Here is a 24,790-nt window from a genome sequence, read left to right as displayed (position 1 = left end):
TCTGTCAGGGAAAGGTTATTTTTGCTATGAAGAGAAACAACCTGGCTACATTAAAGCTCGCAGCTAATGCAGCCAGGTCAACATAAATCTAATCGAATAGATCAAGCTGTGGCTTGACTGTCAATTTAACAGCTACAAGCGAGCAATCGTCCGTCGGCACCAGTCGCACGATACGTCTTCGCAAATTTGCCGCAAACCGACTTGGATCTTCCAAAGTGCTCTCAAGAAAGCGCGGCCTCAATTCCCATGGATGATAAGCGCCATCAGACATAATGAACAAGCTGACACTTCCATCCTGTGCACAAACTTGATCATACCTCAAAAAAATCTCTTGGAAGTGCAGGTTGATTTTTTTTGATATGGCCGAAAACAGCGTATTTTTTCCGCTGGCTTCTTTGAGCTCAGAAGGCTTGTATAAACCTTCGTCTATAAGCATCTGGTGTTGGGTATGATCTTTAGTGACCTGGATAAGCTTACTATCACTTTTCAGATAAACACGACAGTCTCCAACATGACCTATTTTTATACCCTTTTCTCCCGCATAGCAGAAAGTTAAAGTGGTCGCGGCTTCATAGTAGCTAGGATCTTCATGGGTAAGATTTGAGACGCGAACTTTGATCTGTTCAAAGATTTTTTCAATAGCATCAGTGCTTTCGAAAGCCGACGGCTGCAACCCTATCAAATACTCGATAGCAGACTCGGATGCGCTGCTTGCCCCAGCATAAGACCCGACACCATCTGCAATCGCCATAAGAAAGCCACTTCCTACCTTGCGTGGTGGTAGAACAGAATCTTCATTTTTCCGCGCTACCTCTTTTGGAAATGAGAATACACTTGAGCTTAATAATTTTATCATTTCGGCTCTCCTGAGATGGCGGCGACAAGCTCATTTCGCATTTCTTGAACTTCTGCGTAACGATCGGGGGGGCGCCGGGCCGTACTTTTCATATAGACTTTATGAACGCCTGGATTTTCCAGCATTTCCAGATCCTCTAGCAGAACCCCGAGAGCAAAAATATCCGTTCTCTTGCTGTAATCGCCTGCAATGGATATCTCAGGAGCCATATATTTCGCGGTGCCCATTGCTGTTGCAATTTTCGTGATAACTTCTGATTCTGAGCTTTTGTCTAAATTCTTAACCAAGCCAAAATCTGACACCTTGTAAATACCATCTTTGAACCGGAGAATATTGGAGGGCTTTATGTCGCGATGTAGATAGCCCATAGAGTGTAAGTATATAAGGCCATCCGCAACCATTAGTAGCACATCGATCTTCTGAGATGTGGTGAGCGTCCCTTTTTCGATGTCCTTCTGCAGATCGCCAGCCGCGAGATCCATAATAAACCATGGCAGGTCTGATTTAAGATCGCACAGATATATGTTAGCTACATGAGTGTGCACGCAGGAAGCTTGATATGACACCTCACGGGCAAAACGTCTTCGGAACTCAGCGCGAAGTTCTGGATCAAGATCACTTAGGGATTTTCGCGCATACTCACCGCATCTATGACCATCAATATTGAATAGCTCAATTTTCTCTACAAATCCGAAGCCGCCTTCCCCGATTTTTTCAATTATTTTGTATTTGTAGTTTCCGTGATAGCCATCCATTCCCTGATCCACGCTGTAACGATTAGAACCGACTGGGTTGAAATTCGATGTTAATAATACGCCGCGTCAGTGATGCTCGCCCACGGACGGTATCATAATGCCATAGAACATGTGCGCTGCGTGTTCAATGCCCCGCACCTCCACACGAGCACCAAACTTTTACGACCGGTGGGCCGATGCCTTCGGTAATCGAGGTGCAAACGGTTGCCTGATCGCGTCCCAATTTGCTGCTGGCCTGGGTGAATTTATAGCTTGAATCGACCTGCATAGCGGATTGACTGTTGGCCGGTATCGTTCGCTTGCCAACGTCCGCTTCTGGCCGACCTGCGCCATTACCTCGCCGATTTCTACAGTCCTATTGGGCATCCTTCGACTGATCCCGAACTGATGATTCTATGCTGATCGTGGGCTATTGCTACGGCATTCGCTCCGAGCGGCGGTTGTGCGAAAAGGCGCATTTGAACCTGGCGTATCGTTGGTTCTGCCGGTTGAGCCTTGAAGACGAAATCCCCAACCACTCGAGCTTTTCAAAGAACAGACACGGCCGTTTTCGACTCGACCAGCGAGTCAAACATTTCGCCATTCATACGGCTCAGCCTTCAAGTCGTTCCACATCAATTACCGCGGCGATGTCCTCGCGGGGAATGGTTTGTCCGGTGCCCTTGAAGGTGTGGGTGAGGTGACATTCTCCGTCATCCGAAAGCAGGTAGGCCCAAAGTGACGCACAGTAGTCCTCGATGTCAGTCGTTTTCCCTTTGAACTTGACTACGACAGGCTTCAGTCGCTCTTCGATGACACCGCGCAGGTCGACAAATCCGCCACTTCCGCAAAAGCTGCTAGACCATAGATCTTGGACTCCCTCTGGTACGCGGTATCGGATGCCGCTTTCACTGGTGCTTGCAGCAGTGAAGGTGTTCCACGCGTAAGGGCCCGTGCCCTCAGCTGTAGACCCTTCATACTCGCTGCGAAGCTTCACAATACCCTCAGCCCGCTGTTTTGCAGTTGGTCGTTTTTCGGGGGGTACCCACTCCATGATCTTATCCAAGAAGCGCCCCACGCCTTGCGAGGAACCCAACAACCCCTCGGCAAACCACGAGTCGCACCCCGCATAACTCGTCGAGTGGTAGTAATACGCGTGGGTGATGTCATCGCGCGGGTAGGCTTTTAGCAGGTGCCAAACAACCCCATGGAACTCCGGTCGCTTAATTTCAGAGTACACCTGTGCGATTTCCAGCACTGCCGGGGCTAGAAGCACTCGTTCGATCTCATCGGTAGAAACCGCGTAGATCTCAGCAAGAGAGCAAATGGCGTCGTGTCTGTTGTCACAGCTCGGGATAAAACTCATCTCAGGCTCCCAGCCTTACCTTTGCGATAGGGCCGGGAGGATATCAGGTTCGATATCGCCGGATAAGTCCCGCAAACCGACCTTTAAGCGTCGAGCCGTCCTCCAGCTCGTGCTCCATTAGACCACCCTTGGATTGTATGTGGCCAGTGCAGGAGGCGTTTCTAAGCATACCGCCAGGATCAATCCCCGGTGGTAGATGACCAATTGCGTTACTTGAGGTCTGAGCTGTAGCTAGCACGGATGCAATTGGCTGTCATTGGCAATGCAAATGAGTGGTCAAGTCAGTGCAATTACGCACCTAGCTTTGCAGAATTGTTTGAATGGCAAGCACAAAGGCAGGCGGGAACACCTTGTCTCCATGTTCATTTTGAATACCACCATCATCCGTGATGCTGAGGCCTTGTTGCGCCAAGCGGGAAGGGTCAATACCTTTGCTAAGCGCATTTCGCAGGCGAGGCGACAATTCGGGAGATGCCGCGACCGGAGCGGGTAAGGTAGCGGGGGCCTCGGGCGATGTCGGCGTAATAGAAGCTCCGACCTGAAGCCCCTTAAAGGCCGCGTGAAGGTTGTCGTTGGTAACCTTGAGCCGCTTGGCCTCGTCCAGTGCGACCCGGAGAGTTGCTCGGATGCTGGGGTCGGTTATCAGCTCCAGGGCCTGTTCGACGTTTGACTTGCTCTTGGCCACATATCGGGTGGAGCCGCTGACGGCATTGGCGAAGGCCGTGATGATTTCCCGGTAGTACGCGCCTTGGGTATTGCGCAGGCTTTGCGTCTTGGGCCCGCCGATGGACTCCAGGCGCCGACCCACTTCGGCCAGCGAATAGTCGCGGTCGCCATCGTCCCGTATCGCGTTCAGCACCTCCCAGACTTTATCAAGGTTCTCAACTTTCGAGGATTTGCTGGCGGCAGCCCGGTGGGCCTGATATAGCTGTCGCGCATCCTTCAGAATATCCGGGGCAGTGAGGGGGAGGCCGTTGCTCATCATACTTGCTCCAACAAATTTGCCGATTGCGCAAAGCCGAAGGTCTTGGGCTTCATGAAGTCCAATTGGGTAGCGAAAGCCTTGTCCAGCCCCACGGCGTGCAAAGTCGTTCGCCCATCTACCAAGGCATGCACTGTGTTGGCCTCCAGCCGAGCATAGAGGAATTGCCCCATGGCATTGGCCACGTGCAAGGCGTCTTCGTCATCCAGCAAGGAAAACCGGGGCTCATGGCCAGAATTTCGCAGCATTCGGTCAAACAGGCGAGCGCGCTCTAGGTTGGGTTGCCGCCAATTGATTTTCAGCCCGTCGAAAAGGGTGGCATTAACGCAGATTCGATTCAGCTGCTCGAACTCATGGCCTTCCGACAAGACCGCTTCAAGCTGACCAGTGCCACCCGCCGCGACCAGGGCCAAACCATCACCCTTGTCTTGGGCTGCAATGCGGATGCACTGCTCGGTAAGCGCATACGCGGCTTGTAGGCTTAAGGCGATTTCGTCCACCTCAGCCGTAGAGGACTCAAAGGCGGTCTCTGCAATCTCTAGCTCGCGTTGTTTATGGAAGGGGGCACCACCACTCAAGGCGTCAGCGTGAGCATCCGACAAGGAATCAAACCGTTCCTGGGCTTTTTCGAAGGTGAGCGATGCCTTCTTCAGCCGATACGACAAGTCATTGACGTGGGCCTCCAGTCCAAATAGGAAGGCCGGGCCTGTCATGAAAAACCGGCACCGTGCACAATTAGATGCACCGCCGGGCACTGCCTGAAAGCGGGTGACATTACTGGTGAGGTCTTGGACCACCAAGCCTTCGTGGCAGCGCTTGGCCGCGACAGGGCAAATGCCATGGTCCATCACCAATAGGCCTACCCCTGTGCCGCCGCTTGCCGCATCGAGGGCGGAGGGATGCCGGTAGGCCGCCGCCTGCTCCAGTTCCTGGCGGCTTGCACACTTGATGAAGCCCGCCATTTCAGCTTGGGATTTGCGTTGCCGCTCCAGGAGCGCCTCGTCCATGCGAAGCGTCAAAGTTTCCACGTGGAGCTTGGTGTAGTAGAGGGTCATGAGCACCGTCGCATGTCCCACAATCTTCATCAGGTACTCGGGCGGCACGCCCTCCTCGTACATGGCCGTAATAAGGGAGACCCGAAGGCTATGGAGGTCAAAGGTAGCTGTAGAGGGTTGGCCCGTTTTCTTATCCCGGGTCAGCACCAAGCGAATGGGGTCCCCGTTGCTCAAAGTTTCCCCGGCATCGGCCAGCCGGCGTTCCATCTCGTCCATCAGCTTGAGCCACAGATTGCGGATACGCACGTCGGTCACGGGCAAGTCGGGCCGGGTTTGGTTCGCAGGGTCCCGGAACAGGAAGTAATTCGCGCCCATCTTCTCCAGGTCCTCAACGTGCTTGACCTTTTTGAGCTCGATGATGTCGGTCCAAAGGGTGGGGCCCTTCACGGGATTGTATTTTTCCTGCCAGTCCCGAAACTCTGACAAAAGGGTCAGCGCATCATGCTTTTCCCAGGGCATTACGTAGCCCTTGACTTCCTTGTCGGCATCACCGGTCTTGTTCGTGTTGAAGTAAAAGACGGAGCCATCGGTTCCATCTTTTCGCTTGTATTTTCTGAATACCCCGCGTTCTACGGGCTCGCCACCGGCTTTGGGATGGTGAAGCCCTAGGTTCGTGTCCCAAAGGCCATCCTTGCCGTAGCGATAGGTATCGCCCTCTCCACTGTCCAGCATGCGCACCTGATAAGTCCGTGCCGGCAGCAGAAGCTTGATAAGAAGCGTGTACGCCCGCACCGGGCTCCAGACGGTCTCGTATTGCCCCGCTACCGGGTTAAGCCACCGGAAGGTATCCTTGATTCGTCCAGCCTCCTTCGCCCAGGCAAAGTCGTTTTCGGTCAGGATATGCTTGGCAAGACTAATGAGCCGCGTAGGCATGGCTTCCCGATGAGTCTCCCCTTGATTCACGTTCTTATAGGTGCCTTTGGGCAAGGGGTTCGCAAAGCCCGGCCTCAGGATAGGGACCTCATTATCATCGGGCTGAGCACAGACCTTAAACAGCACCTCATTGTGAAATTCATGAAGGACCGTCATGGTTTGCCGGCCCTTCCTGCCAGGCACCACATAAAGCTCAGTGGGCCTCCGGCGGATGTCAAAATAAGCGGCGGGGTTTCGAGGCAACTCCGGATGTTCGTGGTAATGCTTCAAGAAATTGTTGACCGACGACTTGCGCCTCTTGAAGTTGGCCGGGTTCGCTTCTAGGTGCTCAATGGCCAGCCGGACCCAATCGGCCATTTCAGGCTCTTTGGCAAGCAGCCAGTTGAAGTTGTCGTCCCGAGCCAAATGGCCCATCTTGTTCTTGAAGAAGCCAAAATCGTCGGGAGTCCAGTTGATGGCCACAACAGGATATTGCTCACGCAGCATGCCCAGGACAGGCTGTATCGCTACGGAGTGCAGCTTACCCAATCGACTGCGCTCAACCGTAAGCTGAAAGGTTTCGGGAGTAATGTCGCCAATATCTTCGATTCCACACCGGCTAAGCAGGTTGTCCAACAGGAACCGAAACTTTGCAGTGTCCCCAAAATTGGTGTCTTTGCTTTCAAGGTCGCGGCTTAAATATGAATGAATTGTTGTCAGATACGCCGGGGGTGCGTTGCCGAATCCAGCATTTGATATATGTATGGTAGGCATGTTGAACGGCCTTTGATTGCGGCCAGGCCACGCAATGAGCCCCGCATGCCATAGCTGCACCAGCAATTCGACCAAGATGTGCTGGGAATATTTCGGGGGCTTAATTTCGGCATGACGTTTATGCTCGTTCACCAGCAGGTTATCGAGGGCTTCCGCAAAGGATTCACGCGTAACGCAATGTGAAAGTGCCCGAACTGCATTCTGCAAAGATTCTGGCGGACGGCGCCGAACCCTCGCTACGATAGACAATCGAACAAACCAAGATTCGATAATGCCAGGCAGCGGAGTCGGGTCCCAGTGCGGATTCACTAGGTATCGATTCAAATCATTGTTCACATAGACGGTGCGCCCCGTTAGCGAACTGACCGTCGTGGTGTAGTCGTCGAGATGGCAAATCGAGGTCATTCCGTGTCCTTAAACGAAGGGAGTGCTGTCACTGTGAGTTTTCCGATGGCAGCCACCACCTTGGCCAGGCCCACCTGCCGATAGACATCCTGGCTCTTGGCATTCAAATGGTGCATGGCCACTTGCCCCTCTTTGTCGCCGAGCCCCAGGTCATTGAGCCATTGGCCGTAGCGATGCCGAAGGCCGTGGCTCGTGGTGCCGGCCCATTTGGCAGGGAGCAAGCCGATTCGGCGTACTGCGGCTCTAAAAGAGTCGTCGAAGCCCTCGACGCCGAGAGGTTGGCCATCCTGGGTCAGAAAGGCCCAGGGCACCTGCGGCGTCACCGGGCGCACATACTGGATATACATGCGCCAGAGGGTCAGGAACAAGCGGCCCGCGTTCTTATCAATCCAGAACACCTGGTAGGCCTTGCGCTCCCGATGGGTCAGCAAGCACCCTTTCCACCCGGAATGGCGGCGGCCTGTTTCCTGCGTGAGGGGCTTTCTGCCGCCACAAAAACGCTGAAGAAAATCGGCTCGATTGGTTTTGCGCTTACTGCCGGTTATCGGGTCGATATAATCCACTAGCCCATCCGTGGGTTCATGGACCAGCACAAGCGCAATCGAGGAGTCATCCGGATCGGTGTATACGTCATCAACCCATAGGTGCAGAGGCTCCGAAGGCCGACAACCTCCATACGTACAGAGAAGCGTAATCAGTATGTCGCGTAGGTTGTACTTCACCCAGGGGCGCGTATCCGCTTTCCGGCCTGGGTTGATAAACCCTTGCCATATCAAGTCATCGAGACGCTCCGCCGGGAAGGCCTTGGCTTCTGCCAAAAAGCCATTGCGGTCTCGGGGCAATCGCGCTTGTCGCCCCCGGTGAGAAGATTCCTCCGCCCGAGTACGACGCTTCGTATGCGCGAGGAGCGAGGCCGCCTTCTGCTTGTTCCACTTGCGCCAGAAGATAAGCTGGTCCGCCGGGGAGGCTTGGTGATGAATCGGATTCAGCATCGTGGCCCCATGGCGCTGATTCAGCCAATCACTGAACTCCAACAAGGCTCGGGTAAGGCGCTTGGCATTTTGCTGTGAAGTCGCTGTCCAGTTAAGCCCGTAGGCATCGACGCCCGCTTGGTAAGTGCCGAACCGCAGGTCATGGAGAAACGCCGTGTACAGCAGGCTGCGCTTGGGGGTGTCCGTGAACTCATGGGCGCGCACGGACAGCCATTCAATGAACCGCCCCGTCGCTTGGGCGTAGGTGCGTTCCATTGACAGGGAAACTAGCTTCTCCCGGAAGAACTCAAGCAGTTGCTCAAGCGGAGAAACGCCCACGATAAGAAGCACCGTGGACGCGAAAGCACGAATCTTGTCCTGAACCAGGACCGTTTCCGTATAAATCATCAGGGAGACAACATCCTCTTTGACCTGCTATGAAATTGAGCCGGTAACGCGTTGGCCCTCAAGTAGCCGCATGCCAGTCATCTTAACGAAGGTGGCGTAATCCATGGGGCGAGTCAGGAGGGATTCTGCGTTAGGCAACACGAAAGCCCAGGCGTGACCCGTCGCTTCGTCATAAACTAGCTTGAAGAGGCGCGTGGGCTTCCAGACGTTGTTCTTCCCTACTGTCTCGTGACCTTCATCAAAAATGGGACCGGAGAACACGAACACATTGCCCGAAGCGCGGAGCGCGTACTTGCGGGTGTCCTGCTCAGCCTTATTCCACGTTTTTCTGTTGGACGAAGGGTCCTGCGGCACCATATTGGAGAGCGCGAAAGACTGTGCCATCGCATGCTGGTCGGCGGAATCGGCTGCCGGGCTAAGGTGCCCTCTATCCACGGCGGGTTGCTGACTACGGTAGTCACTCAACTCGGCGCGACCACTGGTGGGGATGCGGGGGTCAACAAAGAACTCATTGGTGCGCTCCTCGCCCTTGGCGTCCCGCAGCCGTGAAGCTGAGAGTCGTTCCACCACCACCACCGGGGTCTTGCTGGTCTGGGAATAGAGGACCGCAAAACCGTTCGAGCACAAGGCCATAGGCTTCATGCCCACTGGCACACTGGCAAGGTCAAGGGGCTTATTACCAGGAAACTGGTCAGCACATGCCTCGAAGGAGTTCTGACGCTGCTTTGCCGTATAAAGCGCAAGCGCTTCGTCGGCCCCCAGGCTACCCGAGCGGTATTCCTTTTTCTCGGCATGGTGCGGCAGCGCAAAGTCCAGCAGGCCCCGCGCATCAGCAACCCCCACTGAGAGGGAAAATACGGCAACAAGAGCGGCGAGGCACTTAGTCATTTTCATTAAAATCCCCGAATTTTGATGCGTATATCGCATTGAGTACAGATACTCAAGCGCAAGCATTATGGTTAGGTGTTGAGTATGGTTCTGACCGGATATTTTTGGTGGCCGCGGTCCATTGCCGGCTGCCCCCCTCGGTAGTCGCTCAACTCCGCGCGCGCGCCTTTGGGAATGCGCGGGTCCGCATAGAAATGGTTGGTTCGTTCTTCGCCTTTGGCGTCCTTGAGCTGGCGGGCGTTGAGGCGCTCGACCACCACCAGCGGTGTCTTGCTGGTTTGCGAATACAGCACCGCAAAATGGTCGGAGCACAGCGCCAGGGGTTTGAGGCTGGCGGAGACGGTCGCGGTTTTGATCGGTGTCGCGCCGGGGAATACATCGGCGCAGGTGTCGAACGACAACTGCCGTTCCTGGGTGGAATAAAGGTCTATCGCGCCACGGGCATGTGCCCCGGCCGAAAACAAAACAAAGGCCGATAGCCCAACTGCAATTTTGCGTAGGTACATGGATTGAATCTTCGAAAGAGAGCGACGCGGCAGGCTCCGCGTACGGAGCCAAGTGAATGATATTTCGAGGATTATGGACTAACAGATGTCAGATTAGTGCCCGAGCGACGTAGGTTTTCCCGCACCCCGCGCGCCCGGCCTGAAGCCGTGGGCGCTGGCCGCCCAGGCAATGGCAAACGCCACGCCGACCAGCAGCAGCATCGCCCACGCAAATGCGGCCACGCCCCACGTGTCCAGTAGCACGCCACCCACCACACCGCTGCCCGCAATCGCGCTGTTCCATGCCACCACGTTCAGCGACAACGCCACATCCGCGCCATCACCCGCCGCGTCCGCCAGAGCGGTTTGCAACAAGGTCGCAGCGCCGCCGAAACTCAGGCCCCATACCGCCACGCCGAGGTAGATCACTTGCGGCACGTTCCCCAGCAAGCCCAATAGCACGCTCACCGCCGCAAACGCCGCCAAGCTCACCAGCACAGTGTTGCGTAACAACGGTTCGACCAGTCTGGCCGTGACCCAAATCCCCACCAACGCAGCGATGCCGAAGACCAGCAACACCAGATCCACCCGCTCGGCCAAGCCTGCCGGGGCCACGAACGGGGCAATGTAGGTGTAGAGGATGTTATGGGCCAGCATCCAACTGATCACCACCGCCAGCACCGGGCGCACGCCCGGCGTGGTCAGCACCTTGCGCAATGACAGGCGCTGATGCGCGGGCTGCGGCGCAAAGTCCGGGACTTTCACCAGCACCCAGCCGATCAGCACCAGGCTCACGCCCGACATCAGGCCGAAAGTGGTGCGCCAGCCCAGCAGGCCGCCGAACCAAGTCCCCAGCGGCACACCTAATGACAGCGCAATCGGCGTACCGACCATGGCCAACGCCAGCGCCCTGCCCTGTTGCTGCGGCGCGACCATCCGGCGGGCATAACCGGCGAGCAAGCTCCAGGCCAACCCTGCCGCCACCCCGGCGAAGAAGCGCGCCAGCAGCGTGACCCCATAGTGGGAGGACAACGCGGTGATGGAGTTGAACAGCAGGAAACCGGCGATGGTCAGCAGCAATACGTTGCGTCGGCGCCAGCCACGAGTGGCGATGGTCATGGGGATCACCGCCAGTACTGAACCCAGCGCATACGCGGTGACCATCTGCCCGGCCATTGACGGCGAAATCGCCAGGCCGTCGCTGATCAACGGCAACAGGCCGGCGGGCAGGGTTTCGGTGACGATGCAGATGAAGCCGGTCATCGCCAGGGCGAGCAAGGCGCCGACGGGCAAGCGGTCGGACGGAGCCGATAACGTCAGTGAGGGGGTCACGGGAAACTCCTGGGCAAGTTGATTTAAATACTGATCGATACAAATGTTGCAGGCGGGCGCAGCGCGTTGTCAACGACTTATGTATCGACTAGTATCTATTTCGCTTTCCGAAGGAGACCTCACATGGCACAGATGGGCCGCCCGCGTAATTTTGATCGCGAACAGGCTGTGGAACAGGCGTTGCATCTGTTCTGGCAGCACGGCTATGACGCCACGTCCCTTGCCCAGCTCAAAGCGGGTTTGGGCGGTGGCATTTCCGCGCCGAGTTTTTACGCCGCTTTCGGCTCCAAAGAAGCGCTGTTCGAGGAATGCGTGCAGCGCTACCTGTCCACCTACGCCCAAGTCACCGAATGTTTGTGGGACGTATCCCTACCGCCGCGCCAAGCCATCGAAACCGCGCTGCGCCAATCGGTGCGTATGCAATGCGAAGACGGTCACCCCAAGGGCTGCATGGTTGCACTTGGCGTGATGAGTGCGCCCAGTCCGGAAAACGCGCGGGTAGCGAATGCGCTGACCCAATCGCGACTGCGTACGCGGGCGGGGATTGTGGCCTGTGTGGAGCGGGCCGTGCGTGAAGGTCAGTTGCCTGAAACAACCGAAGCTGCGGTGATGGCGACCGTGTTTGACAGCTTTTTGCAGGGAGTGTCGATCCTGGCGCGGGATAACGTGCCCCATGCAATCCTTGATGCCGCGATCAGCCAACTGTTGGTGACGTGGGACGCTGCGGCTTCTTCCGTGCCGGCCGCTGAGCCTGAAGTCGGTGGCGCAAAATAAAGGCGCTCCGAAGAGCGCCTTTATTCATTGCTGTATTACTGCTCGCTGATCGACTTCACTTCAGCCTTGTTCGCGCCGCCAATCGCAATGCGTTTAGGCTTGGCTTCCTCCGGCACCACTCTGAGCAGATCGATGCTCAGCAGGCCATTGGAGAGCTGCGCGCCCTGCACTTCAATGTGGTCGACCAGGCGGAACGACAAGCGGAACGCGCGCTGGGCGATACCTTGATGCAGGTAGGTGATGTTTTCGTCGTGTTCGCGTTTGCCGCCGGCGACGGTCAACACGCCTTTTTCCACCTGGATATCCAGGTCGTCTTCCACCAGGCCGGCAGCGGCGATCACGATGCGGTAGTGATCATCACCATGCTTCTCGACGTTATGGGGTGGGTACGTGGTACCGGCCTCGCTGCGAAGCGCCGATTCGAAAAGGTCGTTGAAACGGTCAAAGCCAACGGAGTGGCGGAACAGTGGGGCCAACGAGAGAGTAGTAGCCATTGCAAAATCTCCTGAGTTTTCTCCAAGTGATTTGATACGCGACCCGTATTCGGCATCGCGTAAAACCTAAGTAGGTTCAGGGGAAAAAATTTCAAGCGACGACCCAAAAAAAATTTTCCTGCCGACAAACAGCTGTTTGGCTCCTCGGACTGAGGTATCAGAACAGGCCTATTCCGCAGTCTCGGCCACGCCCTGATCCTCCCCCAGAAACCCGCCGCTCTGGTGATGCCATAACCGCGCATAGGTGCCGTTCTTCTCCAGCAACTCGGCGTGGCTACCTTGCTCGATGATGCGACCGTTATCCATGACGATCAGTCGATCCATGGCGGCAATCGTGGACAGTCGATGGGCGATGGCAATGACGGTCTTGCCCTTCATCATTTCATCCAGGCTTTCCTGGATGGCGACTTCGACTTCCGAATCCAGCGCGCTGGTGGCCTCGTCAAGCAGCAGGATCGGAGCGTTCTTGACCATCACGCGGGCGATGGCGACCCGCTGGCGCTGGCCGCCGGATAACTTGATGCCGCGCTCACCCACCAACGTGTCGTAACCGCAGTGGCCTTGTTTATCGCTCAGTTGGCTGATGAAGCCGTCAGCCTGGGCACTCGCGGCGGCACTGCGGATTTGCTCGTCGGTCGCATCGGGGCGCCCATAGGCGATGTTGTCGCGAATCGAGCGGTGCAGCAGGGATGTGTCCTGGGTAACCATGCCGATGGCGCTGCGCAGACTGTCCTGAGTGACGTGGGCGATATTCTGCCCATCGATGCAGATCTGCCCTTTGTCCACGTCATAGAAGCGCAACAACAGATTGATGAGCGTCGATTTACCGGCACCGGAGCGTCCCACCAGGCCGATTTTTTCACCTGGGCGGATGCTCAAGCTCAGGCCGTCGAGAACCTGGCGTTCGCCGTTGTAATTGAAGCTCACGTTGTCGAACGTCACGGCGCCGCCGTGGGTGACCAGCGTGGCGGCATCCGGCGCGTCCTGCACCTTGGGCCCGCGGGTCAAGGTTTGCATACCGTCCTGCACGGTGCCGATGTTCTCGAACAGCGAGGTCATCTGCCACATGATCCAATGCGACATACCGTTGACGCGCAACGCCATGGCGGTAATGGCCGCCACCGCGCCGGTGCCCACTGCCCCTTGGTGCCACAGCCACAAGGCATAACCGCCCGCGCCCATGATCAACGCAACCACCAGTGCCTGATTGACGATCTCGAACTGGCTGACCAGGCGCATCTGGCGAAAACCGGTCTGCTTGAAGTCCTCCATCGCCGCGCGCGCGAAATGCGCTTCACGCTTGGAATGGGAGAACAGCTTGACCGTGGTGATATTGGTGTAGGCGTCCGAAATACGCCCGGTCATGGACGAGCGCGCATTCGCCTGCTCCTGCCCGACTTTGCCCAGGCGCGGCACGAAGTGCCCCATGGCCAGGCCGAACAACGCCAACCAGGCAATGAAAGGCAGCATCAGCTTCGGGTCGAAGCCGCCGGCCAGTGTGATAAGCGCGATGAAGTACACACCGATTCCGGGGGCCATCTCGATCAGGGTGAACAGCACCTCGCGCACCGACAGCGCCGTCTGCATGACCTTGGTGGTGACACGGCCGGAGAACTCGTCGGAGAAGAACGACAGGCTTTGTCGCAGCATCAGCCGATGGAAATCCCAACGCAGCCGCAACGGCAGGTTGATCGCCAATACCTGGTGCTGCACCAGCGTGCGCAGCGCTACCAGCCCAATGCTGGTCACCAGCACGATACCGATCCCCCACAGCACCCGGCTTTCCTGCCCGCCTACATCGCCGCCGGCTTGCCAGGTCGACAGCAGGTCCACCACCTGTCCGAGAAAAGCAAACAACCAGGCTTCGTAGATCGACACCCCGGCACTGAGCAGCGCGAGCGCAACGATATAACCCCGGGCACCACGGGTGCAGGCCCACAAAAATCGCGCCAGGCCCTCGGGGGGTGGAGGCGCCTCGTCGGGCGGGAAAGGGTCGAGGCGTTGTTCGAATGCACGAAGCATAGGGTTCTCCAGAACGATCTAGTCCGGGGATTCTGGCATTTAAAGCTTGGCTTGAGGGCGTATCGGGATAGAACCCTGCTCTGCAAGCAGGGTCTGCTCTTGAATCAGATCTCAGGAATACGTCGAATGTCAGCGCAAAACAGTCTTGTCATGCTCGCTCGAGGAGGCTACGCCGCTCGGGGAGTGCTGTATCTGATCATTGGTATCTTCGCGCTGCTGGCAGCACAGGACTCGACAAAACCGAAGGATAGCCACAAAAGTCTGGAGGCATTGCTCAGCCAACCATTCGGCTATTTTTTAATTGGGGTTGTGGTGGCGGGCCTGCTCTCATTTGCCTCTTGGCGCATGCTGCAGGCTACCCGTGATGTCGATCATCATGGCAAAGAACTCAAGGGTTTGGTGATTCGAACCGGCCTGTTTGCCGGAGGCGTCGTTAATGGCGCGCTGGCGTTTTTTGCATTGGGCCTGCTTATAAGCGGCATTAAAAGCTCGGGTAATTCCGGGGGGCAGGCCAAAGACTGGCTGTCCCATCTATTGTCCTGGGAACATTCGAACATGCTGGTTTACCTGATCGCCCTCATTCCGCTTGGGGTCGGTATTGCTCACATCATCAAGGGATGGAAGGCATCGTTCGAAAAATACTTTGAGGCCGATGAAGATGTCATGCGCTACGTGCGCCCCGTATCGCGATTCGGATTGATCGCCCGTGGCGTGGTGTTTTTAGAGATTGCAGTGTTATTGGCCATCAGCGGTTCCACTTATCAAGCCATGGACCCACCCGGCATGAAGGAGGCGCTGGACGCCCTCCAGAACCTACCCGCTGGGTGGTTGCTTTTGATGGTAATGGCCTTGGGGCTGATCGCTTTCTCGGCTTACAGTTTTTCTGAAGCCTTCTGGCGCAAGATCAATATGGATGTGCCGGGGGTGGCGAGAACGTAGCAGGCCACGGCCGTTTGTGGCGGTTTTAGAGACGCGCTTATGCTGTGCGCTCGAATCACCCCGGAAAAATCCAAGGCAAAAAAAAGCCTGCATCGCTGCAGGCTTTTCCCTATCTGGCTCCACGACCTGGACTCGAACCAGGGACCCAATGATTAACAGTCATTTGCTCTACCAACTGAGCTATCGCGGAATGCGCCGTATGTTACTGATTGAAAAGGAGAAGTCAAGCATTGCCTGGCAAACGCGAGGATTAATTACCCGGCCCGCCCGTCAGCGGCTGTTCTGCGGCCAAGTCCAACCAGGCGCGGGCGGCCGGTGGCAAGTGGGCGTTGGCGCGCCAGGCCAGGGCGATGTGCCAGTCGGTGTGGGGCTCGTCCAACGCGACCAAGGCAATGCCGGCGTGTCGATGCTTGTGCGCCAACATTCGCGGCAGGAAGGCGACGCCCAGGCCAGCCGCGACCAGGTCGACAATAAAATCGATCTGCCCGCTGCGTGCCGTCACGCGGGGGGTTACGCCTTTGCGCTCGCAGGCCGCGAGGATCTTGGCGTTCAGGGCGAAACCGGCCTCGAACAGGATGAAGGGCGAGTCTGCCAGGTCGGTAAAGTCGATACACTCACGCCCTGTCAGGGGATGGTTCATGGGCAGCACGGCGATCAGCGGCTCATTGCGCACCGGTTGATAGTCGAAGCCCTCGTCAATCGGTAACAACAGTGCCGCCAGGTCGACCTCTCCTTCTTCCAGGCATTCGCGCAGGCGCTTGCTGCCGTATTCGGTCAGCTCAATGTCAATGTCCGGGTAGCGGCTGCGGTAGGTGGCGAACATGGTCGCAAACAGCACGCCGCAGCCTACCGGTGGCAAGCCGATGCGCAACATACCGCGCTTGAGACCGCGCAGGTCGTTGATTTCGCCGAGCAGATCGCTGTGTTCGGCCAGCAATACCTGGGCGCGACGGTAGGCAATTTCGCCGGCGGCGGTCAGTTGGTTACGATGCCCAAGGCGGTTGAGCAGCGGCATGCCCAGTTCCTCTTCGAGGGTTTTGACCGCCTTGCTCACGGTGGACTGGGTGAGGGATACCACCTCGGCTGCCTGAGAAAAACCACCTTGGCGCACCACCTCGACAAAGGCGCGCAGTGTTCGCAGATTCATCGGTATTCCTTTGGCGACTGGAAGCCAGTGATAAAAGTTGTTTTTATCATGACAGAAGTTCGCTTAAGGTGGAGCCACCTTGCCCTGTGGATTGACCGTTGATGATCATTTCGTCCGCCTCCGACTACCGCGCCGCCGCCCAACGCAAACTGCCGCGTTTTCTGTTCGACTATATCGACGGCGGCGCCTACGCCGAGCACACGCTGCGGGCCAACAGCGCGGACTTGGCCGACATCAGCCTGCGCCAACGCATCCTGCGCAATGTGGATAACCTCAGCCTCAACACCACCGTGCTCGGCCAGAAGCTGACGATGCCGGTGATTCTCAGCCCGGTAGGGTTGACCGGCATGTACGCGCGCCGTGGCGAAGTACAGGCAGCCAAGGCCGCCGCCAACAAGGGCATTGCGTTCTGCCTGTCGACGGTGTCGGTGTGCTCCATTGAGGAAGTGGCATCGCAAAGTCCGCAGGCCATCTGGTTCCAACTTTATGTGCTCAAGGACCGCGGTTTCATGCGCAACGCGCTGGAACGCGCGCAGGCAGCCGGGGTGACGACGTTGGTGTTCACCGTGGATATGCCCACGCCGGGGGCGCGCTATCGCGATGCTCACTCGGGCATGTCCGGGCCGTACGCGGCCTCGCGGCGCATGCTGCAGGCTGTGACCAAGCCGCAGTGGGCCTTCGACGTGGGCCTGATGGGTCGCCCCCATGACCTGGGCAATATTTCCAAGTACCTGGGCAAACCCACTCATCTGGAAGACTACATTGGTTGGCTGGCCAACAATTTTGACCCGTCGATCAGTTGGAGCGACCTGGAGTGGATCCGCGAATTCTGGAAAGGTCCGATGATCATCAAAGGCATCCTTGACCCCCAGGACGCCAAGGACGCCGTGAGCTTCGGCGCCGATGGCATCGTGGTGTCCAACCACGGCGGCCGCCAATTGGATGGCGTGCTGTCCACCGCCAAAGCGTTGCCGGCGATTGCCGAGGCCGTGGGCGATGACCTGACGGTGCTGGTGGACTCCGGCATCCGCTCCGGCCTCGACGTGGTGCGCATGCTCGCCCTGGGCGCCAAAGCGTGCCTGCTGGGGCGCGCGCCCTCCTACGCGTTGGCCGCCGACGGCCAGCACGGGGTCGAAAACCTGCTGGATATTTTCGCCAAGGAAATGCGCGTAGCCATGACCCTGACCGGTGTGACCTCAATCGAGCAGATTAACGCCGACACCTTGGTACAAGCAGCCAAATAACCGGCGCGGGCCCTCCACACCTGGGGCTGGCCTGCTACAGCGACCATTGATTCGTAAGGTTTTTTATTAAATTAAACGAAGTGGCATGAATCTCGCTCTAACCTGTTCCAAGCAGGTCCAGCGATGACAAGACGTGCGGCGGTGCCCAGGGGTTAAAACCCACTGTAAAGCGGTTTAGACTGTTTCCATGTTTTACGAAACTGACGGAACAGTAAGACCCCGGCACTCGCCACACGCATCGGGCCTGTAAGACTCTTAGAGGCCAAACGGTTATGAAAACACCTACCCAGACCAACGCAATTGATTTCGACACAGCCAAATTGCAACGTCTGGGCTTCGGCCAGCCGTTCCCGCCACCCCGCCGCCCCACCACCGTCGCTCAACTGCGCCAGCAACTGGGCCTGCAATTGCAGACCAGCCTGGAACCGGAGCGCATCCTCAGTGTGTTCTTCCGTGAGATCCAGCGCCTGGTGCCCCTGGATGCCCTGCATTATCGTCACGACGCCGCAGACCTGCGCCTGGAGTTCGGCCAGCGCGGCCATCACTCGGTGAGCTACAGCCTGAGCCACGAGGGCGAGCATCTGGGAGAACTGATCTTTCGCCGTAACCAACGCCTGAGCGAAGAAGAACTCGGCCAGCTCGAATCGCTGCTGGCCACCCTGCTTTATCCCATGCGCAATGCCCTGCTCTATCGCGCGGCCACTCGCAGCGCCCTGCGTGACCCGCTGACCCAGACCGGCAACCGCATCGCCATGGATCAGACGCTGCAACGGGAAATCGACATGGCTCGCCGGCACCTGAACCCACTGTCCTTGCTGATGCTGGACATCGATCACTTCAAGCACATCAACGACACCTACGGCCACGCCGCCGGCGACGACGTATTGCGCGAGGTGGCGGCTGTCATCAAGGCGCAGCTGCGTAACGTGGACATGGTGTTCCGGTTCGGCGGGGAAGAGTTTCTGATCCTGCTGTCCAACACCAGCCGGGAAGCGGCGGCGGTGGTCGGGGAACGCCTGCGCAAAGCGACCCTGGCCCAGGACTATTGGGCCGACGGTAAACGGATTGAATTGACGGTAAGCCTGGGCTGCTCGACATTGCTGGCCGCCGAGTCGGCCGAGAGCCTGCTGCGCCGGGCCGATAACGCGTTGTACGTGGCCAAGCGCGAAGGCCGCAATCGCTTGGCAATGGCGGGGTAAGCACCCCGCCACCGCGTTACATCAGGCTTCGCTGGCGACACGCTCCTGGCGCTCGCGCACAGGGGCGCTGGCGAGGCTGACAGGCTTGTCTTTTTCAAGACGCATGCAGCTTTCCAGGAACAGGTACATGTAGTCGTAGCTCTTGCACACGGCCTGGCGCAGTTCCACCTGCAAGGCCTTGCTCGGGTTCATCCCGGCCAGGGTGCAGATGATTTCCAAGGCTTCCCACGGGTGCGCGTCATCGTACTGGGCGTGCATCTTCAGCCACTTCATTGCCCGTTTGCGCTCCTCCTCAGGAAAGGCCGCGGCGTAGACACCCGTGGAGCAGACCACGGCCGACCATTCCCCGGTCGCCCCTTCGATTGCGTAGTTGGTGGCGGCAATTGCCACGATCAACGAATCGGCCGAGCTGGTATGCCAGCACCAATGACTCAGTGCATGCAACTCCGGCGGCACATGCTGGGCCTGCAACTCTTCCAGGCTCACCCCATGGGCGTGCGCCCAATTGACCCAATAGTCGGCATGGTTGAGTTCCACGCGAATATTGCGCATCAGCCAGCGCCGCGCCATATCCTCCCCAGGATGGCGGGCAAACTTAGTCTTGGTGAGGTTTTGTGCCATGTACAGGGCAAACTGTTCTACCACGGGCCAGCCACCGATCAAGTAGTGACGCATGGTCCGCGCGCTGAGCGTGTTGTCGCGCATGCGCTGGTACAGTTCGTGTTCGACAACCCGGCGCTTGCTCTCGCTACAGTCCTGGATCAGTTGCTGTGCCCAGGCAGGGTAACTTGAGGCTTCCATCAGCGGGCCGGTTCTGTTGAATGTGTCGATCACTATAAGGCTCCTTTTTAAGTGTGATGTTTACAGACCGGCAAATGTTTCAGCGGAATGTGCCGGGCGCCTTGAATAACAGGGGCTGCGGCCGCACAGGTCGACATTGCAAGCTATCAAAGGTAAACAACTGCGGTCGTTCGATCAGGTAGCCCTGAGCGTAATCCACCCCTATTTCGAGCAGTGCCTGCTCGATTTGGGGTGTTTCGACAAACTCGGCAATTGTGCGCTTACCCATGACGTGGCCGATGTGGTTGATCACTTCGACCATGGCGCGGTTAATCGGGTCGTCCAGCATATCCTTTACGAAACTTCCATCGATCTTCAGGAAGTCTACAGGTAAATGTTTCAGATACGCGAATGAGGACATTCCGGCACAAAAATCATCAAGTGAGAAATGGCAACCTAAGGCTTTGAGTTCATTAATAAAACGAATTGCACTGGCCAAATTGGCAATCGCACTAGTCTCGGTAATTTCAAAACAAATCATTTCTGGCGGGATGTGATAAGAGGCGAACTTATCTCGTAAAAATCCTAAAAAATCGTCATCGCCGATGGTAATACCTGACAGATTAATCGCACACATGGCCATGGGCCGGCCCGGACGCTCGTGCAGGCAGCGGGCAATGATCGCGAACACATTCTCCACCACCCAGCGATCCAGAGAAGTGATCAGGCCATAGCGCTCGGCCGCCGGAATAAAACTCTCGGGCAGGATGATGCGACCGGCTTCGTCATGCAGGCGCAGCAGAATCTCGATATGCCCACTGCCGTCCTCGGTGTGGTTCAAGGCAGCGATTTCTTGGGAATACAGGCAGAAGCGGTTCTCTTCCAGGGCCATGTGCAGGCGCTGCACCCAGGCCATTTCGCCGAAGCGCACGGACAACTCGGAGTCGTCGGCGTGATACACCTGCACGCGGTTGCGCCCCTTCTCTTTGGCCATGTAGCACGCCATGTCGGCAGCGCGTAGCGACGCTTCCAGGGTGGTCGGGGTGTGGGAGATATGCACCAGCCCGATGCTCACGGTGGTCACGAATGGCCGGCCTTTCCATACAAAATGCAGGCTTTGCACAGTGTGGCGCAGGCTCTCGGCGATCTTTTCCGCGGCCGCCGGCGGGCAGTTCTCCAGCAAGATGCCGAATTCATCGCCACCCAGGCGCGCCAGGGTGTCGCCCTCGCGCAGGTCCGATTGCAACAGCGCACAGATATGCCGCAACAGTTCATCGCCCGCCGCATGCCCGCAGGTGTCGTTGACCAGTTTGAACTGGTCCAGGTCGAGGAACATCAAGGCGTGGCGCCCAACCTGCTGATGCGCCAACGGGTACAACACCTGCTCCAGACGGAATTCGAATTCACGCCGGTTGGCCAGGCCGGTCAGGGCGTCATGGGTCGCCTGCCACGACAGATTGGCGATGTACTGCCGTTCCTGCGTCATGTCGTGCAGCACCAGCACTGCACCACTGACCCTATCGCCACTGCGAATCGGCGCACCTACCAAGGTGACCGACACAGTGCTGCCGTCCAGGCGCTGGATGGTCTTGGCATGCTCGCTACCGCCCCTGAGCTGGCCCTTGACGATGTGCTCGATCAGGGTGAAGCCGTCGGGCTGGGCATTGTCGTCCAGCAGGTTGAACAGCGCCGCCAGGGGCAAGCCCTGGGCCTGGCTCGACTTCCAATGGGTGAGTGCCTCGGCCGCCGGGTTCATGTAGGTAATGGCACCGTCGACGTTGGTGGTGATCACCCCGTCGCCAATCGACGCCAGAGTGATCTGCGCCCGCTCCTTTTCCACCTGCAGCGCTGTGGCGAACGCATGGCGCTGGCTCAATAACTTGTGGGTGCGCAACAACGCCAGCACGATCAACCCCAGGGCAGTGGTCAGGTTGGTGATCAACAGCAGGCGCAGGATCACCCGCGAGCCTTCGCCCAAGGCATCGCTGAAGGCTTTGGCGGCGGGGGTCACGCCGTCGTTGATGGCGGTGATACGGGCCTTCCATTGGCGCACATCGTTGGCGTTGACCTGGTCGGCGCTGATCGCGGCGTGCATCTCCTGGGCCAGGTTATCCAGCTGCACCAGGTAGCCATCGCCCACCGTCCACAACTCGATGGCCTTTTCCAGATAGCTGAAATGCCGGAAGTTCAGGTACAGCCAGATCACGCTCGACACATCGTCCGGGTGGTTGCCGCCCTTAAGTATTCCCAGGCGTGCGGCGTCGAGGTCAGGGGTTGGGCGGTCCAGGGCAACGCGCAGTTCGTGCCCGCCCTGAGGCACGGCGATGGCGTGCTGGTATTTCAGGTAGGTGGCTTCGTCGCGATTATCGGCGTACAGCGTGAGGTAATAGATGGCGTCTTTCTGGCCCTTGGACCACAGACTCTCGCCGCCCACGTAACCACGCACAGCCGACAGCACATACAGGCTGCCACAGCCCAGCAATGCCTGAAACAGCACGACTGCGATAAAGGGCCACACAATGCCCAGCAGCCGAGGCGTTCCGAAAGTCCGCTTTCGCTTCATGAAGTCCCTTGCATATGCACTGCTCAATACGCACGCTAAAACCCGCTTCCCTGCTACAGCCTAAGCTAAATCAACGTACTTGTTGCAAGTGTCCATAAAGCTTGGCGTAAAGGCCGCCATCGGCGATCAACTGCTGGTGGTCGCCATCTTCGGCAATGTGCCCGCCATCAAACACTAATACCCGGTCCGCCTGTTTTACCGCCGACAGACGGTGGGCGATGATCAGTGTAGTACGGCCACTGAGAAACCGCGCCAGCGCCTGATGCAAGTTATATTCGGTGGCGGCGTCCAGAGCCGAGGTCGCTTCATCGAGGATCACCACTTTGGGCTCGGCCAGCACCATCCGCGCAATCGCCAAGCGCTGGCGCTGGCCGCCGGAGAAACGCACCCCGGAACGCCCCACCACACTGTCCAACCCCTGAGGCAGGGCCCTGACGGTGGCGTCCAGCTGGGCGATTTCCAGCGCTTGCCAGCAAGCCTGGTCACTGCGTTCGCGGCCCATGGTCAGGTTGGCGCGCACCGTGTCGTTGAAAAGCGCCGGGTGCTGCAACACCACCGCGACGTGCTCGCGGATGGTCTCCAAGCCAATCGCCTGCTGGGTCGCGCCGCCAAAACGGATGGTGCCGGCCTGGGGCGTATAAAGCCCCAGCAGCAGTTGCACCAACGTACTTTTGCCGCCGCCGCTGGCGCCGACGATGGCGACTTTCTCACCCGGCGCGATGCTCAGGTTCAACTGATCGAGCACCAACTCTTCGCCGTAACCGAAATCCAGCCCGCGCACTTCGATGCCGACGGTGTCGTGCCCGCTGAACGGGTCTTCGCCGCCGACATACTGCGGTTCATCGGCACGCGCCAAGAGTTCATTGATGCGCGTCAGCGCACCGCCCGCTGCGTAATAGGCGTATTGCAGGTTCAGCAATTGCTCCACCGGGCCGATCATGAACCACAGGTAGCTGAACACCGCGAGCATCTGGCCGATGGACAGGTCGGAAAACAGCACGGTAAGCATCGCCGCCGCACGGAAGATGTCGATGCCGAACTGGAACAGCAACCCGCTGGCCCGGCTGGAGGCGTCGGTTTTCCATTGCGAGTGGATGGCGTAGTCGCGCACTTCCTGGGCGCGCTGGCCGAGCCGCCCTAGAAAGAAGCCCTGGCGGTTGCCGGCGCGTACCTCCTGGATGGCATCGAGGGTTTCGGTCAGGGCCTGGGTGAAACGCGAAGTGCTGTCGTTTTCAAGTTTCTTCAGGTGTTTGACGCGCTTGCCCAATTGCACCGTGGCGTAGATCACCAGCGGGTTGAACAGCAGGATCAGCAGCGCCAGTTGCCAGTGCATCCACACCAGGATCGCCGAGGTGCCGACCAGCGTCAGCATCGCCACCAGGAAACGGCTCAGGGTTTCGCCAACGAATTTGTCCAGCGTGTCCAGGTCGGTGACCAGGTGCGTGGTCACCGTGCCGCTGCCCAGGCTTTCGTATTCGCCCAGAGAGATGCGTTTGAGCCGTTCGATCAGGCGCACGCGAATGCGGTACACGATGTCCTTGGCCAACCGTGCGAACAGCCGCGCCTGCACCACGTTGAACAGCAGCGCGCCGCAGCGCAGCAGCAAGGTCACCAGCAGCATCAGGCCGATGTAGCCCGCGGCTTTCTGCCAACCCAGGGGCAGCGCGTGGTTCATCACCTTGAGCGCGGCATCGCCACGGCCCAGCAGGACTTCGTCCACCAGTAACGGCAACAGCAAAGGGATGGGCACGCTGCACAGGGTCGCCAGCACGGCGACGCCATTGGCGATCCACAGGGATTTCTTGTGACGCAGGGCCAGGCGGCGAATTTCCGCCCAGGTCAGTCGGTCGGTGCGCTTGGGCTGCTCGGGCGTGGCGGGCTGGTCATGCACAGGCGCCTCGCTTCAGCCATCGGGCCAGCAAGGGCGACAACTCGGACAGCGGCTGATAACCATTGGTCAGCAGCGCCAACTGGCCGTCGCGCTCGGCCAGCAGCGTCGGGAAACCGGCGATGCCCAAATCCTGCACCCAAGTGAAATCGGCGGCCGTGGCGGCGTGTTGCTCGGCGCGATCGAACTCGCCGGCAAACTCGATACGCGGGATGCCGGCCTGCTCGGCCAGCTCCACCAACACCTTGGCCAGGGTCACGTCGCGGCCTTCGACATAGAACGCCTGCTGGATCAGCCCCAACAGCTTCCATGCGCAATCCGGCGCCAGGCTGCGCGCGGTGACGATGGCGCGGCACGCAGGCTCCGTGTCATAGACAAAGCCATCGGGCAGCGCCCCTTCGCGCTTGAACGGCTGGCCGGTGGCGTCGGTGACGGCTTGCCAGTGTTCGAGAATATAGCGCCGCGTGGTCGGTTCCAGCGCCGCGCCGCTGCCGGTGCGCAGGCCGCCCACCACCAGATGTACGTCGACGCCGGCCACGCGGGCCTGCTCTACCAGGGCCTGCGCCACCGGGGCAAAGCCCCAGCACCAGGAACACATCGGGTCCATTACGTAGAGCAGGCGCGCGGACATG

Annotated in this window: 19 protein-coding genes, 1 tRNA gene and 2 pseudogenes; 5 read left to right on the top strand and 17 right to left on the bottom strand. The window is 58.3% G+C overall.

Translation table 11 applies throughout. The features are described 5' to 3' along the window. Window positions 1–88: 88 nt before the first annotated feature. Window positions 89–856, bottom strand: coding sequence for a PP2C family protein-serine/threonine phosphatase (locus tag QRN41_RS06110; RefSeq protein WP_034138760.1), 768 nt, complete (start codon window positions 854–856; stop codon window positions 89–91). Further along, complete coding sequence (locus tag QRN41_RS06105) at window positions 853–1,611, bottom strand: serine/threonine-protein kinase (RefSeq protein WP_034138761.1); 759 nt, start codon at window positions 1,609–1,611, stop codon at window positions 853–855. The genes QRN41_RS06110 and QRN41_RS06105 overlap by 4 nt, the downstream gene beginning before the upstream one ends. Window positions 1,612–1,926: 315 nt before the next feature. Here QRN41_RS06105 and QRN41_RS06100 point away from each other — a divergent pair. Further along, window positions 1,927–2,165, top strand: a pseudogene (locus tag QRN41_RS06100) (transposase); the annotation flags it as partial. Between the two features lie 38 nt (window positions 2,166–2,203). Here the strand turns inward: QRN41_RS06100 and QRN41_RS06095 are convergent. The 7 genes and pseudogenes from QRN41_RS06095 to QRN41_RS06065 form a co-directional block, all read right to left on the bottom strand. Continuing rightward, the gene (locus QRN41_RS06095) at window positions 2,204–2,956 is read right to left on the bottom strand and encodes a hypothetical protein (protein WP_285421313.1); all 753 of its coding nucleotides are present in this window, start codon (window positions 2,954–2,956) and stop codon (window positions 2,204–2,206) included. Window positions 2,957–3,254: 298 nt separating this feature from the next. After that, window positions 3,255–3,938 carry a gamma-mobile-trio protein GmtX gene (gene gmtX / locus QRN41_RS06090; protein WP_034138995.1) on the bottom strand — a complete coding sequence of 228 codons (684 nt, stop codon included), beginning with the start codon at window positions 3,936–3,938 and terminating at the stop codon, window positions 3,255–3,257. Then, window positions 3,938–7,024, bottom strand: coding sequence for a gamma-mobile-trio integrase GmtZ (gmtZ, locus tag QRN41_RS06085; RefSeq protein WP_034138763.1), 3,087 nt, complete (start codon window positions 7,022–7,024; stop codon window positions 3,938–3,940). The genes gmtX and gmtZ overlap by 1 nt, the downstream gene beginning before the upstream one ends. After that, window positions 7,021–8,403 (bottom strand): gamma-mobile-trio recombinase GmtY, encoded by a 1,383-nt coding sequence (gmtY, locus tag QRN41_RS06080; protein ID WP_034138764.1) that lies wholly within the window; start codon window positions 8,401–8,403, stop codon window positions 7,021–7,023. Before gmtY ends, gmtZ begins: the two co-directional genes overlap by 4 nt. A gap of 27 nt (window positions 8,404–8,430) precedes the next feature. Continuing rightward, window positions 8,431–9,297 (bottom strand): DNA/RNA non-specific endonuclease, encoded by an 867-nt coding sequence (locus QRN41_RS06075; protein ID WP_034138996.1) that lies wholly within the window; start codon window positions 9,295–9,297, stop codon window positions 8,431–8,433. Between the two features lie 98 nt (window positions 9,298–9,395). After that, window positions 9,396–9,797, bottom strand: a pseudogene (locus tag QRN41_RS06070) (DNA/RNA non-specific endonuclease); the annotation flags it as partial. A 93-nt stretch (window positions 9,798–9,890) separates the two neighbouring features. Further along, on the bottom strand, window positions 9,891–11,108 hold the full coding sequence (locus QRN41_RS06065) for an MFS transporter (RefSeq protein ID WP_285421312.1): 1,218 nt from the start codon (window positions 11,106–11,108) through the stop codon (window positions 9,891–9,893). Window positions 11,109–11,231: 123 nt separating this feature from the next. Between QRN41_RS06065 and QRN41_RS06060 the strand changes: the two genes are divergently transcribed. Then, window positions 11,232–11,882 (top strand): TetR/AcrR family transcriptional regulator, encoded by a 651-nt coding sequence (locus QRN41_RS06060; protein WP_034138766.1) that lies wholly within the window; start codon window positions 11,232–11,234, stop codon window positions 11,880–11,882. A gap of 35 nt (window positions 11,883–11,917) precedes the next feature. Here QRN41_RS06060 and QRN41_RS06055 read toward each other — a convergent pair whose 3' ends face one another. Both QRN41_RS06055 and QRN41_RS06050 read right to left on the bottom strand, forming a co-directional pair. Continuing rightward, a complete protein-coding gene (locus QRN41_RS06055) occupies window positions 11,918–12,376 on the bottom strand; it encodes an Hsp20 family protein (protein ID WP_034099277.1) in 459 nt (152 codons plus the stop codon). 168 nt (window positions 12,377–12,544) lie between these two features. Then, complete coding sequence (locus QRN41_RS06050) at window positions 12,545–14,398, bottom strand: ABC transporter ATP-binding protein (protein ID WP_167418053.1); 1,854 nt, start codon at window positions 14,396–14,398, stop codon at window positions 12,545–12,547. Between the two features lie 126 nt (window positions 14,399–14,524). Between QRN41_RS06050 and QRN41_RS06045 the strand changes: the two genes are divergently transcribed. Continuing rightward, a complete protein-coding gene (locus QRN41_RS06045) occupies window positions 14,525–15,337 on the top strand; it encodes a DUF1206 domain-containing protein (protein WP_094064881.1) in 813 nt (270 codons plus the stop codon). Window positions 15,338–15,451: 114 nt separating this feature from the next. On the opposite strand, the gene QRN41_RS06040 is transcribed toward QRN41_RS06045, so the two are convergent. Both QRN41_RS06040 and QRN41_RS06035 read right to left on the bottom strand, forming a co-directional pair. Next, window positions 15,452–15,527, bottom strand: a tRNA-Asn gene (locus tag QRN41_RS06040). A 60-nt stretch (window positions 15,528–15,587) separates the two neighbouring features. Continuing rightward, a complete protein-coding gene (locus QRN41_RS06035) occupies window positions 15,588–16,484 on the bottom strand; it encodes a LysR family transcriptional regulator (protein WP_034138769.1) in 897 nt (298 codons plus the stop codon). 101 nt (window positions 16,485–16,585) lie between these two features. Between QRN41_RS06035 and lldD the strand changes: the two genes are divergently transcribed. Together lldD and QRN41_RS06025 are read left to right on the top strand one after the other, a co-directional pair. Further along, entirely contained in the window at window positions 16,586–17,728 is a 1,143-nt protein-coding gene (gene lldD, locus QRN41_RS06030; protein ID WP_123478941.1) for an FMN-dependent L-lactate dehydrogenase LldD, read from the top strand. Between the two features lie 272 nt (window positions 17,729–18,000). Further along, the gene (locus QRN41_RS06025; RefSeq protein ID WP_167418054.1) at window positions 18,001–18,927 is read left to right on the top strand and encodes a GGDEF domain-containing protein; all 927 of its coding nucleotides are present in this window, start codon (window positions 18,001–18,003) and stop codon (window positions 18,925–18,927) included. A gap of 21 nt (window positions 18,928–18,948) precedes the next feature. On the opposite strand, the gene QRN41_RS06020 is transcribed toward QRN41_RS06025, so the two are convergent. From QRN41_RS06020 to QRN41_RS06005, 4 genes are all read right to left on the bottom strand, one after another. Beyond that, the gene (locus tag QRN41_RS06020; RefSeq protein WP_373873652.1) at window positions 18,949–19,728 is read right to left on the bottom strand and encodes an iron-containing redox enzyme family protein; all 780 of its coding nucleotides are present in this window, start codon (window positions 19,726–19,728) and stop codon (window positions 18,949–18,951) included. Window positions 19,729–19,807: 79 nt separating this feature from the next. Continuing rightward, on the bottom strand, window positions 19,808–22,270 hold the full coding sequence (locus QRN41_RS06015; RefSeq protein ID WP_167418055.1) for an EAL domain-containing protein: 2,463 nt from the start codon (window positions 22,268–22,270) through the stop codon (window positions 19,808–19,810). A gap of 70 nt (window positions 22,271–22,340) precedes the next feature. Next, entirely contained in the window at window positions 22,341–24,161 is a 1,821-nt protein-coding gene (locus QRN41_RS06010; protein WP_034138773.1) for an ABC transporter ATP-binding protein, read from the bottom strand. Continuing rightward, window positions 24,154–24,789, bottom strand: a complete 636-nt coding sequence (locus tag QRN41_RS06005; protein ID WP_167418056.1) for a DsbA family protein — start codon at window positions 24,787–24,789, stop codon at window positions 24,154–24,156. The genes QRN41_RS06010 and QRN41_RS06005 overlap by 8 nt, the downstream gene beginning before the upstream one ends. Window position 24,790: the final 1 nt, after the last annotated feature.

Origin of the sequence: Pseudomonas sp. efr-133-TYG-23, from assembly GCF_030209215.1 — a bacterium.
In the GTDB taxonomy this organism is placed as follows: Bacteria; Pseudomonadota; Gammaproteobacteria; order Pseudomonadales; family Pseudomonadaceae; genus Aquipseudomonas; species Aquipseudomonas rhodesiae.
The sequence above is the reverse complement of the archived record's forward strand: the minus strand, read 5'-3'. Positions and strand labels throughout refer to the sequence as shown.